At 62.6% G+C, this 14,838-nt stretch carries 16 protein-coding genes; 10 read left to right on the forward strand and 6 right to left on the reverse strand.

Going from position 1 to position 14,838, the window contains the following annotated elements:
* Positions 1 to 443 precede the first annotated feature (443 nt).
* Positions 444 to 1,400, forward strand: a complete 957-nt coding sequence (locus tag SPHS8_RS16245; protein ID WP_201516464.1) for an NAD-dependent epimerase/dehydratase family protein — start codon at positions 444 to 446, stop codon at positions 1,398 to 1,400.
* Complete coding sequence (locus SPHS8_RS16250; RefSeq protein WP_201516465.1) at positions 1,378 to 2,421, forward strand: cyclase family protein; 1,044 nt, start codon at positions 1,378 to 1,380, stop codon at positions 2,419 to 2,421. Before SPHS8_RS16245 ends, SPHS8_RS16250 begins: the two co-directional genes overlap by 23 nt.
* Positions 2,422 to 2,438: 17 nt before the next feature.
* Here the strand turns inward: SPHS8_RS16250 and SPHS8_RS16255 are convergent, their stop codons facing one another.
* The gene (locus SPHS8_RS16255) at positions 2,439 to 3,107 is read right to left on the reverse strand and encodes a TetR/AcrR family transcriptional regulator (RefSeq protein WP_201516466.1); all 669 of its coding nucleotides are present in this window, start codon (positions 3,105 to 3,107) and stop codon (positions 2,439 to 2,441) included.
* 139 nt (positions 3,108 to 3,246) lie between these two features.
* The gene (locus SPHS8_RS16260) at positions 3,247 to 3,705 is read right to left on the reverse strand and encodes a nuclear transport factor 2 family protein (protein ID WP_097093222.1); all 459 of its coding nucleotides are present in this window, start codon (positions 3,703 to 3,705) and stop codon (positions 3,247 to 3,249) included.
* Between the two features lie 141 nt (positions 3,706 to 3,846).
* Here SPHS8_RS16260 and SPHS8_RS16265 point away from each other — a divergent pair, with 141 nt between their 5' ends.
* The 3 genes from SPHS8_RS16265 to SPHS8_RS16275 are packed head-to-tail and all read left to right on the forward strand — an operon-like array spanning position 3,847 to position 6,753.
* A complete protein-coding gene (locus tag SPHS8_RS16265) occupies positions 3,847 to 4,593 on the forward strand; it encodes an SDR family NAD(P)-dependent oxidoreductase (RefSeq protein ID WP_201516467.1) in 747 nt (248 codons plus the stop codon).
* Between the two features lie 40 nt (positions 4,594 to 4,633).
* The gene (locus tag SPHS8_RS16270; RefSeq protein ID WP_201516468.1) at positions 4,634 to 5,809 is read left to right on the forward strand and encodes a sulfotransferase family protein; all 1,176 of its coding nucleotides are present in this window, start codon (positions 4,634 to 4,636) and stop codon (positions 5,807 to 5,809) included.
* A 2-nt stretch (positions 5,810 to 5,811) separates the two neighbouring features.
* On the forward strand, positions 5,812 to 6,753 hold the full coding sequence (locus tag SPHS8_RS16275) for a haloalkane dehalogenase (RefSeq protein WP_201516469.1): 942 nt from the start codon (positions 5,812 to 5,814) through the stop codon (positions 6,751 to 6,753).
* Between the two features lie 39 nt (positions 6,754 to 6,792).
* On the opposite strand, the gene SPHS8_RS16280 is transcribed toward SPHS8_RS16275, so the two are convergent.
* The gene (locus tag SPHS8_RS16280) at positions 6,793 to 7,680 is read right to left on the reverse strand and encodes a helix-turn-helix domain-containing protein (RefSeq protein ID WP_201531074.1); all 888 of its coding nucleotides are present in this window, start codon (positions 7,678 to 7,680) and stop codon (positions 6,793 to 6,795) included.
* 103 nt (positions 7,681 to 7,783) lie between these two features.
* Between SPHS8_RS16280 and SPHS8_RS16285 the strand changes: the two genes are divergently transcribed.
* The 3 genes from SPHS8_RS16285 to hsh3 are packed head-to-tail and all read left to right on the forward strand — an operon-like array spanning position 7,784 to position 10,115.
* Positions 7,784 to 8,548, forward strand: coding sequence for an SDR family oxidoreductase (locus SPHS8_RS16285; protein WP_201516471.1), 765 nt, complete (start codon positions 7,784 to 7,786; stop codon positions 8,546 to 8,548).
* Positions 8,549 to 8,607: 59 nt separating this feature from the next.
* A complete protein-coding gene (locus SPHS8_RS16290) occupies positions 8,608 to 9,369 on the forward strand; it encodes an SDR family NAD(P)-dependent oxidoreductase (protein ID WP_201516472.1) in 762 nt (253 codons plus the stop codon).
* Between the two features lie 26 nt (positions 9,370 to 9,395).
* Positions 9,396 to 10,115, forward strand: a complete 720-nt coding sequence (gene hsh3, locus SPHS8_RS16295) for a 7-beta-hydroxysteroid dehydratase Hsh3 (protein ID WP_201516473.1) — start codon at positions 9,396 to 9,398, stop codon at positions 10,113 to 10,115.
* 118 nt (positions 10,116 to 10,233) lie between these two features.
* On the opposite strand, the gene SPHS8_RS16300 is transcribed toward hsh3, so the two are convergent.
* From SPHS8_RS16300 to SPHS8_RS16310, 3 genes are all read right to left on the reverse strand, one after another.
* Entirely contained in the window at positions 10,234 to 11,142 is a 909-nt protein-coding gene (locus tag SPHS8_RS16300; protein ID WP_201516474.1) for a hypothetical protein, read from the reverse strand.
* The gene (locus tag SPHS8_RS16305; RefSeq protein ID WP_201516475.1) at positions 11,139 to 12,263 is read right to left on the reverse strand and encodes a Gfo/Idh/MocA family protein; all 1,125 of its coding nucleotides are present in this window, start codon (positions 12,261 to 12,263) and stop codon (positions 11,139 to 11,141) included. Before SPHS8_RS16305 ends, SPHS8_RS16300 begins: the two co-directional genes overlap by 4 nt.
* A gap of 76 nt (positions 12,264 to 12,339) precedes the next feature.
* Positions 12,340 to 12,978, reverse strand: coding sequence for a TetR/AcrR family transcriptional regulator (locus SPHS8_RS16310; RefSeq protein WP_201516476.1), 639 nt, complete (start codon positions 12,976 to 12,978; stop codon positions 12,340 to 12,342).
* 113 nt (positions 12,979 to 13,091) lie between these two features.
* On the opposite strand from SPHS8_RS16310, the gene pncB reads away from it, so the two are divergent.
* On the forward strand, positions 13,092 to 14,396 hold the full coding sequence (pncB, locus tag SPHS8_RS16315) for a nicotinate phosphoribosyltransferase (protein ID WP_201516477.1): 1,305 nt from the start codon (positions 13,092 to 13,094) through the stop codon (positions 14,394 to 14,396).
* A gap of 97 nt (positions 14,397 to 14,493) precedes the next feature.
* On the forward strand, positions 14,494 to 14,763 hold the full coding sequence (locus SPHS8_RS16320) for a hypothetical protein (RefSeq protein ID WP_236575221.1): 270 nt from the start codon (positions 14,494 to 14,496) through the stop codon (positions 14,761 to 14,763).
* Positions 14,764 to 14,838 lie beyond the last annotated feature (75 nt).

Here is a 14,838-nt window from a genome sequence, read left to right on the forward strand (position 1 = left end):
TCTCCTATGCATGTAGTGCAGAGGTCTGCGGCGTCCACCGCAGCCCCAATCCTCTCCAGACGTTTTTTACTGAATTGATTTTTGTTACCGATCCGACCGGATCAGCCTATGCAGGCAAGGGTAAGATTAGGCGCGCGCGCTGGCGATATTCGGGATAGGTGCTGCTGCCGCGTCTCTGCCGGTCATCTTCATGATGTCATACAGGCCGCACATCTGGACTCCCCTTTTTGGTTCAGCGCCACCTCCGTTTACCGGAACGTTATGTAAGCACTCACTTCGGGCGGCCTAATAACATGCCATGATGTGAAATCAATATCCTAACTGCGGCCAATTCACCATTTCATCCATTAATTAGAGCCACATTTACGCCACTCCGTTACGGAAATGCGTAGAACCGCACTCCTCGCTACGGTCCGCGCCGCGTCTCGCCTACGCTTCGGATCATGGCATCATCTTCCACGCTTCAAGGACGCAAGATCCTGGTCACCGGCCCCGCTGGCCAGATCGCCTTTCCGCTTGCCCGTTCCCTCGCGCTTTTCAATGAAGTCTGGGGCATCGCCCGCTTCAGCGATCCTGCGCAGCGACGGGAAGTCGAGGATGCGGGAATCAGGACCCTAGCCGTCGATCTCCAGCAGCCTGACTTTTCCGACCTCCCCCGTGACTTCACGCATCTCTTGCATCTCGCCGCTTCGGTCGAAGGCAGCGATTGCGATCAGGCGATCACCACCAATGCTGAAGGAACCGGCCTGCTCCTGTCCCACTGCCGCAATGTCGAAGCGGCGCTGATCATGTCGACCGTCGCCGTCTACAAGCCGCACCCCGACCCGCGCCACGCCTATAGCGAAACCGACCCGCTCGGCGACGCCATGCTGCCCGGCATGACTGCCTATTCAGTCGCGAAGATCGCGCAGGAAGCGGTCGCCCGCTATTGCGCGCGCGAGTTCGGCATACCCGTCACCCTCGCCCGGATGGGCGCGTCCTACGGGCCGCGCGGCGGATTGCCGACACTGGTCGCACAAGCCATGGCGGAAGGCCGCCCGTGGATCACGCGGTCCGATCCCTGCCCCTATAATCCGATCCATGACGACGATCTGCTCGCCCAACTGCCCGCCCTACTCGACGCTGCGAGCGTCCCCGCGACCATCGTCAATTGGGCAGGGGATGACATGGTGAGCGTGCAGGACATGGCCGCCTATGCCGGAAGTCTGCTCGGCCTCCCTGCGCGTGTCGAGATCGCTCCCGCGCCCGGCGCGCAGCCCGGCTCCGGCGTCGACAACGCACGGCGTCTCGCGATCACCGGACCTTGCCGGGTCAACTGGCGCGAAGGCTTGCGCCGGGTCATGATGCAGCTTTACCCCGGCCGCATGAGCAGCCACGATGCGCCTGCATCCCAAGGATGACAATGAGAGGAGAGCGGAGATGCCGCGCTGGGTGAACCGGCCCGAAGGGTCGAATTGGGGCGACTTCGGTGAGGATGATCAGATCGGCCGGATGAACCTGATCACGCCGGAACGCCGCCGCGCCGCGATGGCGGAGGTTCGGGAAGGCATCGCCTTCACGCTCAGCCTGCCGCTCAACGTGCCCACCATTCCCCTCACGCCTTTCCGTCGCCCGCCGCTGCTCAGCGCGGCCTGCGATGAGGAAGGCGACATGTACAACCGCCTCGACCCCAATGGCGAAGAATCCACCTGCGACGACAGGGTCCTGCTATACACGCAGCACTCAACGCAGTGGGACGCGTTGTCGCATCGGGGCCGCACCTTCGACGCGGACGGAGATGGGGTGGCGGAACTGGTCTATTATAACGGCTTCCGCGCTGGCGATCATGTCAGCGGTGGTGAAGGTGCCGCTGAGGCGCCCTGCGCCCGCGCGCTCGGCATAGAGACCTTGGCGACAGCCGGGGTGCAAGGGCGCGGCGTCCTGGTCAACCTGAAGGCCGCCTATGGAACGGAGTACCGACCGATCACGCGCGACGATCTGCTGCGCGCGATGGATGCCCAGCGCGTGGAGGTGCGCACAGGCGATTTCCTGCTGCTCTACACTGGTGTCGATCGCATGCTGCTCGACCGGGAAGCGCGCGGCGAGGATGTGCCGCTTGCAATGGCCGGGTGCGCGCTCGACGGGCGTGACGAAAGCCTGCTCCAATGGATCATCGACAGCGGCATCACCGCCATCTGCTCGGACAATCTCGCGATCGAGGCGCTCGACCTCATTCTCTCGCCCGAACCGCCGCCGATCCGCCTGCCTGTCCATGACCTCTGCCTGTTCCGCCAGGGCATTTTCCTGGGTGAACTCTGGTATCTGGAAGAACTGGCCCAATGGCTTGGCGAACGGGGCCGCCATGCTTTCCTGCTCACTGCGCCGCCGCTCCGCCTGCCCGGCAGCGTGGGCTCACCCGTGACGCCGATCGCTACAGTCTGACGGCCCGGCAGGTCCGGTCATGCTTTGCGGGTGCTCGGATCCTCGTTGGACATGCCGCTGGCGCCATTCAGGAACAGGTTCGTCACGGCTTCGGCATTGGCCCTGATCTGCGCCGGGGTCATCGCCTTCTCATTGTAGATGATGCGGTTCTGCCACCGCCGCAGCAGCAGGGCGACATAAAATTCCGCCAGCGTCGTAGCCTGCGCCTTGGCAAAACCATGCGCCGTCAGGATATTCTGCAGCGGTTCCAGCTGAAACCGCTCGAATTGCCGACGGGACACTTCCTCCAATTGAGGAAAGCTGATGCATTCACGGAAAATGATGCGGGCCAACCGTACCTGTCGGTCTTCATTGACGCGGCTGCTGACGTGCAGCGCATATCGCATCAACTGTTCACGCAGGGTGCCTTTCCCATCTGTCGGAACATGATGGCGGATCGCCGACATCTCCAGACAGGCTTCGAACAGCGCGACCTTGTCCGTGTAACGGTTATACACCGTGCGCGTCGACACGCCCGCCCGCTCGGCGATGGATCGCACGGACGCACCATGAAATCCATGGCTGGAAAACTCCTCCAGCGCCGCCTCCAACATCGCCTCATGCTTCAGCTCGGCTTCACGGGCATTGGGCCTGCCGACCCGCCTCTTCGCCCCCTCTTCGATTTTTTCTGCCTCGCTGCTGATCATCGGCTGGCGTCGTCCCCCTCTTGGCCTGGCACCATGACGCTGCACGAATGCCGTGCAGCTGACGCCAGCTATAGGACATTTTGGCCGGTGCAGATAGAGGCAGCGCGGGCCGCGGAGCCCGCCAGCAAGCGCGAGACCGTCAAGCTGGGACGGGCGGGATCGGCGGCATCTCGGGCACATTATGGGCGTAGCCCATTTCCTCGTACCGCTCGGCAATCCGCCAGCCTTCGCCGGTCCGCACCAGCTTGTCGCGATACCAGAGGCCGATGAAGAACACCTGCTCCTTGCCATCGTCACCCTTGTAGACCATCGGGTTGAACAGCATGGTCCGGCTGCGGGCTGTGTCGCCGTCCAGTTCCAGCTTCGTCGTCGCGACCATATGCTGGAAGAGGGGGAACCGCTCCATGGCAACCGGCAACCATGCCTTGATCTGCGCGACGCTGCCCTTTGCCCCGCCCGTCTCGCTATAATCGATCACCGCGTCAGGCGTGAAGACTTCGTCCAGTCCGTCCCAGTTCCGCTCATCGATGGCATAGCTGTAGCGGGACAGAAGATCCTGAATTTCAAGCCGGTCCGAAATTTCCTGGAGCGAAAGCATCAGACATCCTCCTTCTGATTTTATGAACCAGATCAGGCCTGCGAGGTTCGCGCTTGTCAAGTTTTTCCGTGCATGAGCCTTGAATTGCGTAGCAAATTGACGCAAGCATCGATCAACAAATTAAAAGATGAGGAGAGGTACATGCGTCTGGATGGCAAGATCGCGGTTGTGACCGGCGCGGCGTCCGGGATCGGCTTGGCGGTGGCAAGGCGGCTCGCAGCAGACGGCGCAAAAGTCGTCATCGGTGATCGCAATGCGCAGGGTGTCGAGGACGCCGCGCAGGCCATTGGACCGGCGGCCACCGCATTGGCGCTCGACGTCGCGGATGAAGTATCCTGCAAAGCCATAATCGATCGCGCTGTCACGCTTCATGGCGGGCTCGACATCCTCTGCAACATCGCTGGCGTGCTGGACTTCGGCCGCTTCGAAGATGTCGATCGCACCCGTTGGGATCGGGTTATCTCGGTAAACCTGACGGGCGTCTATCAGATGTGCCGTGCGGCCATGCCTCATCTGGTCGCGCGGCGCGGCAATATCGTCAACATGGCTTCCGCCGCCGGTCTTGTCGGCGTGCCCTATAATTCGGCCTACACCGCATCCAAGCATGGCGTGGTCGGCTTGACCCGTGCGCTCGCGCTCGAATTTTCGAAGGAAGGCGTGCGCGTCAACGCCGTCTGCCCGGGCGGAGTGGATACGCCGATGCTGCATCAGACGCCGCCGGACAATATCGACTGGCAGATGGTCATGCGTTCGGCCTCCTGGCTCGACAGCGGCGCGATGGCGACCACCGACGACATTGCCGACACCGTCGCATTCCTTGCATCGGCGGAGGCCAAGCGCATCACCGGCGTGGCCTTCCCCGTCGATGGCGGCCAGACAGCAGGCTGACCTACCCCAACCTTTAAGCTTTTGAAGAAGAGTGAAGACCATGGCGACCCAGCCCGACCAGATCCAGACCCAGCCCCTTGAACGGGAGGCGCTGCTGCAACAGGCGCGCGAGCGGGCGGGGCTCTCCGATTTCGGGGACGAATGGTTCTTCGAGCCGATGGACCGCTATATCGAAGCATCGAACCGCGAAGGGCGCCTGACCCCTGCCGGGCGCGCTTCGACGACAGAGGTCATTGTCAAGGGCCTGGTCAGCCGCCTGCGCATGTTGGAGGACATCAAGCGCCACCCGGAAATCCTCGACGAAAAGGTCGATGTCGCTGGCATCATCCTGGGCCTGCCGCGCACCGGCAGCACCATCTTCCAGCGCCTGCTTGCCAGCGCGCCCGGCATGACGGGCCTGCGCTGGTACGAGGCGCAGAATTTCGCTCCCTTCCCCGGCGAAGAACGCGGCAATCCGGTCGAACGCCGTGCCTATGCGCAGGCGATGATCGATGGCTGGCTGCAGCTTTCGCCCGAACTCGCCTCCATCCATCCCCTCGAACCCGACGCGCCGGACGAGGAAATCCTGGTCCTCGGCCAGATGTTCGTCAGCACCATGATAGAGGGCATGAATTATGTGCCAAGCTTCAGCCGCTGGCTGAACACATATGACCAGTCCAAAGGGCATGAGGACCTCAAGACCATCCTCAAATATCTTCAGTGGCAGGACCCTTCGCGCAAGGGCCGCAAGTGGATTTTGAAGAGCCCCTCCAACCTCCCCTATGCGGAAGTCGCGGCAAAGGCTTTCCCGGACGCGCTGCTCATCATGACGCACCGCGACCCGTTGCAGACCGTGCCCTCCTACGTCTCCATGCAGGCGGCGCTGTACAAACTCAGCGCCACTCTTACTGACGAAGAAGTCGGTGCCTTCTGGTTCCCGCGCCTTGTCGAATGGATGCGCCTGTTCGAAGCAGCGCGTGAACGGATCGGCGAAGACCGCTTCATCGACATCGACTATCGTGAAGTAGGCAAGGAACCGATGGCGCAGGCTGAACGCGTCCTCTCCCGCATGGGCATCGCCGTCGATGCGCAGCTGGAAGAAGTGCTCGCCGAATTCCTCGCGGGTAACAAGCGCGAGCAGCGGCCGATGCACGACTATTCGCTCGAACGCTTCGGGTTGGACGAAGAGGCGATCAAGCGCGAATTCGCCACCTATCGCGAACGCTACATCCTCTGACCATGGAAGTCCGGCCCGGCATATTGCGCACACCCGAAGCCTGCTTCGACGCACTGCCGGGCTATGACTTCGCCCCCCATTATGTGGAGGTGGAGGATGAGCAGCTTGGGGCCCTCCGCATGCATTATGTGGACGAAGGGAACCGCGATGCTCCCATCGTCCTGATGCTGCACGGCAATCCGACCTGGAGCTATCTCTACCGCCACATGATCGGCCCGGTGGCGGCGGCGGGCTATCGCGTCATCGCGCCCGACATGATCGGCTTCGGCAAGTCCGACAAGCCCGCCTCTCGCGCAGACTATGGCTTCGACCGCTTCGTGCAATGGATGCGCGCCTTCGTCGAGGCGCTCGATCTGCGCGGCATCACCCTCGTCTGCCAGGATTGGGGCGGCCCCATCGGCCTGCGCGTCCTTTCGGAATGTCCGGAGCGCTTCAACGCCGTCCTCGCCACCAATACGCTGCTGCAAAATTGCGACCCGCCGCCGCTGGGCGTTGCCAACTGGCCCGGCGAGCAAATCGCCGCCTGGGTCGAAACCTGCCGCACCAGCGAAGACCTGCCGCTCGACCTGCTCGTCGGCCGCGCCTGTGCAACGGATGTTCCGGCAGACGTGCTCGCCGCCTACGCCGCGCCCTTCCCCGACGCTTCCTACAAGAAGGGCATGCTCCAGATCACCTGCGGCATCCCGATCGCGGAAGGCGCGGAAGGGCTGGAAGCAAACCGCGCCGCCTGGCGCTTCCTCGAAAGCTGGGACAAGCCTTTCCTCACCGCCTTCAGCGATCAGGACCCCGCGACCATTGCTTGGGAAGAGGTCTTCCAACGCCGCATCCCTGGCACCAAAGGGCAGCCGCACACGCGCATCCCCAATGGCGGCCACTTCGTCCAGGAAGACCAGGGCGCAGCACTCGCAAAAGTGCTGATCAGCTTTCTGCGCGCCAACAACTAAACCCTGTTCGTCCTGAGCTTGTCGAGGGGCGCGCACCCCCTAGTGAAACTCCTGCCGGAACGCACGCGGGGTCAGTCCGGTCGCGCGCCGGAACGCGGCGCTGAACGCACTCGCGGTCGCAAAGCCCAGCGCCTCGGCGATGCGGTTCATCGGCAGCACGCCGCCCCGGATCATGTCCTGCGCCCGCTCCATCCGGATCGCCACTGCATGGTCGGACAGCGCCAGGCCCGCCGTCGCGGCAAAGGATCGCGACAGGTGCGACCGGCTGATCCCACACAGGCTCGCAAGCGCCTGCGTCGTCGGCCATTCTCCATCACTGGACCGCAACGCTTCCTCGATCCGGGCAAGCTGCCATGGCGCAAGTCCGCCCTGCGCGGCGTCAGCCTGCCGCGGCCGCCGGAACAACCGCGCCAACTCCACCATCGCCAGCTGCACGAGCGCCTCGACCGCCATCTCCGCGCCAAAGCCCGGCGTCACCGTCTCCTGCTTCAGCCGCTCCGCCAGCGCCATCAGCACCGGTGAGCTGATCGACGCGCACCGGCTGAGCCGCCGCGAATCCCAATCGGACAGGCCAGTCACCGCTGCGAAGCGCACCGGATCGAAACGGCAGGTCAATATGTCGAGCGTGCCCCCATCGCCGCGCGAATGCATCGCTATGCCGCCGGGCCGCAGCATCAGCCGGCCGACCTTGTGCCGCCGCCGGTCGCCCAGATCGAACATGATCTCGCCCTGCGTGCCTTCGGCGCGGGGCATGACGATCGACAGGATCGGCGCTTCGTCCAGTTCCCACATCTCGTTGGGCCGGGGCAGTTCATAGCGGCGCAGTTCGACGCGCGCGGCGCTGCTCGTCACGACGGCCAGCACCGTCCACGGCCCAGCCGCGCTGCCCAACGGAGCCTTGGGGCCGATCAGAACCTGCTGCGTCATATGCGCAACGATAATCTCATGCACGCAAGAGAACAAGCACTGGCTATGCGCAGAAAAAACTGCCATCTACAACGCAACAAAGCAAAAGACGGAGAGTGTTTTCATGAGCAGAACCATAGTCGTGACTGGCGCAGCATCGGGAATCGGCGCCGCCACACGCGACAGGCTCGAGCGCGCGGGTCACCAGGTTATCGGTGTCGACCTGCGCAATTCCGACATTGATGCGGATCTCGGCACGGCGGAAGGTCGGACCAGCATGATCGATGAGGTCACGCGCCGCGCACCCGATGGCATCGACGCGGTCCTCGCCGGGGCCGGCATCTCGGCCCAAGGGATGGAACGGGAGACCATCGGCATCAACTATTTCGGCGCGGTCGCCACGCTGGAAGGACTGCGGCCCCTGCTCGCGAAGTCCGCCCGTCCGCGCGCCGTCGCCATCTGCTCCACCGCAGCCATATTGCCGTCCAACGCCCAGGTGGTCGAACTCTGCCTCGCGGGCAAGGAAGAGGCCGCGCGCGAAGCCATGGCGAATGATGGGGGCAACGCCTACTCCACGTCGAAAAACGCACTATCGCAATGGGTCCGCCGCGCCGCGGTGCAGCCCGAATGGGGCGGCGCAGGCATTTTGCTGAATGGCATCGGGCCTGGCGTGGTGAAAACGCCGATGACGACACCGCTGCTCAGCCAGCCGGACATGGTAAAGCTCATCAACCAGAGCAATCCGATCGCCGTCAACGAATATGCCGGGCCGGAACAGATCGCCGAACTGCTCGACTTCCTGCTCAACATGGAAAATAATTATCTGCTGGGTCAGTTGATCTTCATCGACGGCGGCAGCGACGCGATTTTGCGGCCGCGCCAGGTCTGACATCCAAGGCGCGGCAACGCGCAGGCCACAGAAACAAAATGAAGGGAAAGGATAGAGCGATGTCGGCTCTCAAAGGCAAGGTTGCCCTGATCACCGGGGCGGGACAGGGCATCGGGCAGGGCATCGCCACAGCCCTTGCGGCTGAAGGCGTGAATCTGCTGCTGGCAGGGCGGACGCTCGAAAAGGTTGAGGAAACCGCACGCCTTGCCGAAGGCCATGGCGTTCGCGCCATCGCCGTCGCCTGTAACGTAAAGGCAGCGGACGATCTCGCCGCTGCCGTCGATCGTGCGGTCAGCGATCTTGGCGGCGTCGATATCCTGATCAACAATGCGCAGGAAGTGCCGCTTGGCCTGCTTGATGAAGTGACGGACGAGGCTTTCCTGGCAGGGTTTGAATCCGGCCCCCTCGCCTCGTTCCGCCTGATGAAGCTGGTGCGTCCCCATATGGCGGCGCGCGGCGGCGGCACCATCTTCAACTTCGCCTCTTCCGCTGGCATCCGCTGGGACATGACCGGCTATGGCTGCTATGGCGCTGTGAAGCAGGCGACCCGTGTTCTTACCCGCGCGGGCGCGGCGGAATGGGGGCGGCAGAATATCCGCGTCCTCACCATCGCTCCGCACGCCGAATCGCCGGGCCTCAAATGGTGGATCGAAAATAATCCCGAGGAGGCAAAGGCCTTCTTCCGGACCATTCCGCTCGACCGCATCGGTCGGCTGGAGGAAGATATCGGCCGCGCCATTGTCGCCCTGTGCGGATCGGACCTGTCCTATCTGACGGGCGCCACCATCCCGCTTGACGGTGGACAGGCCAATTTCGACTGACCTGAAAGATTGATGGAGAAATCTGAATGGAAAAGCTGATCTGCGCTCTTTGGGCGCCCGAGGGCGTCTCGCGCGCCGACTATGCCGAACAGTTGAAAGCCGCGCTTCCCGCTGCGCTCAAGGAAGCGGGCGCAACTGCGATCCGCCTGAACCTGCGCGACGCGACCGTGGAACCAGCCGCGCCGCTCCTGCAAACATGGCAGCAGCCGCAGCAGGATGCGGTGGTGCAATTCTGGCTGCCCACCGCCAATGCCCATTTCCGCGGACCCATCGACGACATCCTGGCCGAACATAGCAGCCGCTTCGAGCTGTGGGTCGTTGCTGAATCCACCATCATTCCCAATCGGAATCATGCGCCGCAGGCCGGGTCACGCACCTGGGGATGGTCGCAGGCGAGCTTCATCTCCTTCCGCTCGGACATGAGCTGGGACGATGCCGTCGCGCACTGGCACCGGCATCACACCCGCGTCGCCATCGATACGCAGGCGAATTTCGAATATGTCCAGAATATCATCGTTCGCGCGCTGACGCCCAATGCGCCCGACTATGATGCCTTTGTCGAGGAATGCTTCACGCCAGAAGCGATGACCAACTCTCCCGCCTTCTTCGACGCAGTCGGCGATGATGAGAAATTCGCCCGCAATACAAAGGATATGGCGGACAGCTGCGCAGGCTTCATCGACTTTTCGCGCATCGACATCATTCCGACGAGCCAGTTCGACTTTGCCCATCTCGACGGGAAGTGAGATATCGGGAGGGGGCTAAGCGCCTCCTCCCATTCTGTTCTGTCCGGAACATACAAGCACCGTTCAGACTGAGCTTGTCGAAGTCCTATTCTTCCTTTCAAGAACCCGCGCTACAGGCTCAGGGAATAATCTCCCGCCCCTCGCCAAAGATCATCGACGCACGCTTGCTGTCGACACCATCCCGGTGCCCGCGCCAGCCCAGCACCGCCCGCGCCTCGGCGGGTGAAAGGTGCATGATCTCCTCGAACTTCGCGGTGAACAGCGCGTCCGACTGCTGCCCCACCTCATAGCCATAGGACAGGTTCCGCCACAAATCCGGCCATGCGCCCGGATAATGCAGCATGGTCCGCGTCATCCAAGGGAACATGATCAGCGTGTTGACCGTCATCAGAGCGCCCGCCAGCTCCGCGCCCAGATGCCGGAACACATTACCCGTGACCACGCCCGTGATGAAATATTCGGCGACTGATCCAAATCCGACTTCGCCCAATATATGATAGGCATCATGGGTCTGCCCCATGCGCAGGTTCCAATAGTCGAGCGTATTCGCTGGCTTCCAGTCCGGGTTGTCCAGGATGCGAGAGTTGAGTTCAGGCGAAAGGTCGAACTCATCCATATATTCGAACAATTGGCGGCCGACCGAACCCTCTGGATATTCCTTCAGATCATCCTTGCTGTAGGTCGATACAAAAGCTTCGCTCAGCCACTGGTCGAATGCCGGGTTACGGCGGCGTTCCTCCGCCACCAGCCTTTCGGCCTCTTCGACATCACGCACCTCATCGACCGCCTGCATCAGCGTCGGAAGACCATAGAGCAGCGGATAGTCATGACCGTTGCGCCGCAGATTTTCGGTCGAGATCCACTCGCGCACCCGCGCATCGTTCAGCCATCGCGAAGAGCTGACCAGCACACTGCTTTCCGTCCGCACCTTGCGGCGGCCGTTCAGGTAAAAGATCGGGCTACCCGACGTGACCTCTTCGGCATTGTCGGCCTGCGCGGTATCGGCGATTTCCAATTCAGCTTTCATGGCGTAACTCCGGCAGCTTGTGCACATGCACGGGGAGAGCTTGCGCCGTCCAGACGGGCAAGCAGGTTCTGGATGGTGGCCGCCCGACTGAAATCGGGGTCAACCGCTGCGTCGTTCATTATGGCTTCGCCAAGACGCGTATAGAGATTGCCGATGGACGACAGCGCCTCGCGCGACGCGAAGCTGCCCGGATAGGCGCTGTAGCGGTCTGGTTCAGCAGGTATCGCCGCGCATTCCAGGGCGGAGGGGATGGTGATCGGCTCCATCGCGCCACCCCCTCGTACGCCATGCAGCACCAAGGATTCTATCGCGGGAAGGCTTGGGTCGCGTGTCGACAACAGCAATGACCCTTCGCTGCCCTCGATGCGCCACGCGCAACCCATGCCGCTCATCGACACGCCTGCAAGGTTCATCTGGAACAGCGCGCCACCCCGCAGCCTGCCCTCGAACAGCAAATGATCGTCGGCATCCCGATCAATCGGCGCACCATTTTCATCGACCGGCGGCAAATGGATCGCCCCGCGCACATCGACATCCTCGATCGGGCCGAAATGATGGTCCATGGCATCGATCAAATGTCCGCCATAGATGGACAGCAGCGTCGTGCCGCCTGCCCGCATCGCCATCGCCCGCATCACCGGACCGAAAATCCGCGCATGCAGCGTCACGCTGTAGAGCCTGCCCACATAGCCTTCCGCGACCAAGTTGGCCGCATGGGTCATCACCGGTGATCCGCGCAGATGGAGGCCGATCATCGCCTTGACGCCCCGCCGCCGCGCCAGTGCCGCCAGTTCCTCCGCTTGCTCCACGCTGATCGCCAGCGGCCATTCGCAATAGATATGCTTGCCCGCGTTCAGCGCTGCCCTGGCAATCGCATGATGATGCGGCACCTTCACGCAAATCGCGACGAGATCAATGTCGGGATGTTGCGCCAGCACTTCGGCATCAGTGAACCACAGCGGCGCCCCGAACCTGGCGGCGGCCTCCCGGGCGCTTTCCTCCCGCGTCGTGCATACGCCTTGCAGCGTGTAGCCAGGCAATCGTTCGATCACCCGGCGATGGACGCCAGAACCCCAGCCATAATCGGGGCTCGCGCCCACCATGCCGACCCGGATCACCACGGGCGCTCTCCTACTCCTGTCATTTTTGAAACCATACTCTCAGTCTGGTTTCAAGTCCACCGGCTTTCGCGGCCCGTCAGGCAGCCGGTTTCACGAACCGGCCAATTTCCTCTGCCATCAAATCCAGGCAGATGTCGGATTGCACGCCAAACTCGCCCCTGGCCACCTCCGCGCACACATGGGCAATCTGATTGAACAACAGCCGCACCCTGATGCGCTGCCGATCGTCTGCGCCTGCCTTGGCAAAGGCATCGACACCTGATCCCGCCACCAGATCGATCAGCACCTCGGTATCCGCCAATATTCGGGCTCGAAAGCCCGTTTCGAACAATTGCAACTGTGCGATCAGCGGCGTCACATAGCGATGCTCCAGATGGATACCGACAAAGTCCGCCAACCACTCCCTGACCGCTGACAGATCCTGCCCCGCCAGCAGCGGCAGCCGTTCGAACAAGGCTCGCGTCTGCGGCACCGTCTCCTCATAGATGGCGCTGGCAAGCTCCAGCTTCGATTCAAAATGCGAATAGAAAGTGGCCCGGCTGACTCCAGCCGCGCCCAATATGTCGTCGATCTTCGCATCGACATAGCTCGCTTCGGCAAACACCTGTCGTGCCGCCCGGACGATCCCGTCGCGCGTCGCCGCTCGCCGCCGCTCCAGATAGGCCGCACGACCGCCAGCGGGTTTTTCCGCCATGTCCTTGGCCAAAACTGTCATCCCTGCCACTTCACTCCTCCAAGCACGGATCAATGATGCGGCACATTGCCGATGGGCACAAGAAAATGGATCCCCGGAACCGCCTTGGCCGTTGACCCCCGACAGGATGGCCCATGGTTTTCACGGACATAGCGACCCGCACCTATAATCATAATTGGCGGCTGGATCCCATCGTCCGCAGCCTGCTCGACACCGACTTCTACAAGCTGCTGATGCTCCAGATGATCTGGCGTCTTTATCCGGACGTCGAAGTCACCTTCCAGCTCATCAACCGCAGCCGCTCGGTCAGGCTTGCCGACAGCATCGACGAAGGCGAACTCCGCGCACAGCTCGACCATGCCCGATCGCTGTGTTTCGCGAAAAAGGAACTGATCTGGCTCGCAGGCAACAGCTTCTACGGCAAGACGCAGATGTTCAGCCCGGACTTCATCGCATGGCTCGCCGACTTCCGCCTGCCCGACTATGAACTGAGCAGGGCGGACGGCGAATATCAGCTGCGCTTCACCGGTCCATGGACGCATGCGACCATGTGGGAAATTCCCGCGCTCACCATCATCAACGAGCTGCGATCCCGCGCGGCGATGAAGGATCGCGGGCGCTTTGCCCTGGACGTGCTCTATGCCCGCGCCAAGGCCAAATTGTGGGAAAAGGTGGAAAGGCTGAGCCGTCTGCCCGACCTCGTCATATCGGACTTCGGCACCCGGCGGCGCCACGGCTTCCTGTGGCAGCGCTGGTGCGTGGAAGCCTTGAAGGAAGGCCTCGGGCATCGCTTCATCGGCTCGTCCAATGTGCTACTGGCGATGGACGCCGACCTTGAGGCAATCGGAACCAACGCGCACGAACTGCCGATGGTGCTGGGAGCCCTGGCGGACAGCGATGAAGCATTGGCAGCGGCACCCTATCGCGTCCTTCAGGATTGGCGGGCCCTTTATGGCGGCAACCTGCTGGTCGTGCTGCCCGACGCATTCGGCACCGCTGCCTTTCTACGCGACGCGCCGGACTGGGTCGCCGACTGGACCGGCTTCCGCCCCGACAGCATGCCGCCGATCGAGGGCGGGGAGCAGATCATCCGCTGGTGGCGCGACAAGGGGCGCGACCCTCGCACCAAGCTGCTGATCTTCTCCGATGGCATGGATGTCGATGCGATCGAACAGACCTATCGGCATTTCGAAGGTCAGGTGCGGATGAGCTTTGGCTGGGGCACCAACCTCACCAACGACTTCCGGCAGTGCGCGCCATTTCCAGGCGACGGACTCGACCCGATCTCCCTCGTCTGCAAGGTGGTGGAGGCAAATGGAAGGCCCGCCGTCAAACTGTCCGACAACCCTGAGAAGGCGACGGGCAACGCGGCGGAAATCGCGCGCTATCTCCGTGTCTTCGGCGACACCGGCAGGAAACGGGCACCCGTCACCGTCTGAACGCCGATGGCATTAACCCACTATTGTCCAAAGCCTGTTCCCCGGAACAGCCGCGCCCATGGCCGGTTGCTTGCCATGCCAGAACAGGAGAGATGAAGTGCCAAAATCCCTTCCCATCATGATCATCGCCATGGGCGTCGCGGCCTGCGCTCCGTCGGACCAGGCCGATTCCGGCGACTCCACCTTCGCGCCCAGCAACACCACGGTTGGGACAGTCCCTGACGGCATTCCAGGCGAAGGCGCCGGGAGCGCCATGACCGATGGCGAGACAGGCACGCGGGGCGCCGTCTCCGGCACCGATGCCCCAACCAGTGCCAGGGGATCTGCCGGCACGTCCGCGCCCGGACAAAGCGGCTCAGGCCGCTGACGCCTGCGATCGCATACACGGAGTCGAGCCTTGGACCGTCGATGGGTCCAAGGCTCAACCATGTTCATCATCCCG

The organism is Sphingobium sp. S6, assembly GCF_905120495.1.
GTDB lineage: Bacteria > Pseudomonadota > Alphaproteobacteria > Sphingomonadales > Sphingomonadaceae > Sphingobium > Sphingobium agri.

What these genes read in the sequence shown, in the direction of transcription:
- SPHS8_RS16245 (WP_201516464.1), top strand. Translation starts at nt 444, where the DNA reads ATGGCATCATCTTCCACGCTTCAAGGACGCAAGATCCTGGTCACCGGC.
- SPHS8_RS16265 (WP_201516467.1), top strand. Translation starts at nt 3,847, where the DNA reads ATGCGTCTGGATGGCAAGATCGCGGTTGTGACCGGCGCGGCGTCCGGG.
- SPHS8_RS16280 (WP_201531074.1), bottom strand. Translation starts at nt 7,680, where the DNA reads ATGACGCAGCAGGTTCTGATCGGCCCCAAGGCTCCGTTGGGCAGCGCG.
- SPHS8_RS16260 (WP_097093222.1), bottom strand. Translation starts at nt 3,705, where the DNA reads ATGCTTTCGCTCCAGGAAATTTCGGACCGGCTTGAAATTCAGGATCTT.
- SPHS8_RS16275 (WP_201516469.1), top strand. Translation starts at nt 5,812, where the DNA reads ATGGAAGTCCGGCCCGGCATATTGCGCACACCCGAAGCCTGCTTCGAC.
- SPHS8_RS16300 (WP_201516474.1), bottom strand. Translation starts at nt 11,142, where the DNA reads ATGAAAGCTGAATTGGAAATCGCCGATACCGCGCAGGCCGACAATGCC.
- SPHS8_RS16270 (WP_201516468.1), top strand. Translation starts at nt 4,634, where the DNA reads ATGGCGACCCAGCCCGACCAGATCCAGACCCAGCCCCTTGAACGGGAG.
- hsh3 (WP_201516473.1), top strand. Translation starts at nt 9,396, where the DNA reads ATGGAAAAGCTGATCTGCGCTCTTTGGGCGCCCGAGGGCGTCTCGCGC.
- SPHS8_RS16310 (WP_201516476.1), bottom strand. Translation starts at nt 12,978, where the DNA reads ATGACAGTTTTGGCCAAGGACATGGCGGAAAAACCCGCTGGCGGTCGT.
- pncB (WP_201516477.1), top strand. Translation starts at nt 13,092, where the DNA reads ATGGTTTTCACGGACATAGCGACCCGCACCTATAATCATAATTGGCGG.
- SPHS8_RS16250 (WP_201516465.1), top strand. Translation starts at nt 1,378, where the DNA reads ATGCGCCTGCATCCCAAGGATGACAATGAGAGGAGAGCGGAGATGCCG.
- SPHS8_RS16285 (WP_201516471.1), top strand. Translation starts at nt 7,784, where the DNA reads ATGAGCAGAACCATAGTCGTGACTGGCGCAGCATCGGGAATCGGCGCC.
- SPHS8_RS16290 (WP_201516472.1), top strand. Translation starts at nt 8,608, where the DNA reads ATGTCGGCTCTCAAAGGCAAGGTTGCCCTGATCACCGGGGCGGGACAG.
- SPHS8_RS16255 (WP_201516466.1), bottom strand. Translation starts at nt 3,107, where the DNA reads ATGATCAGCAGCGAGGCAGAAAAAATCGAAGAGGGGGCGAAGAGGCGG.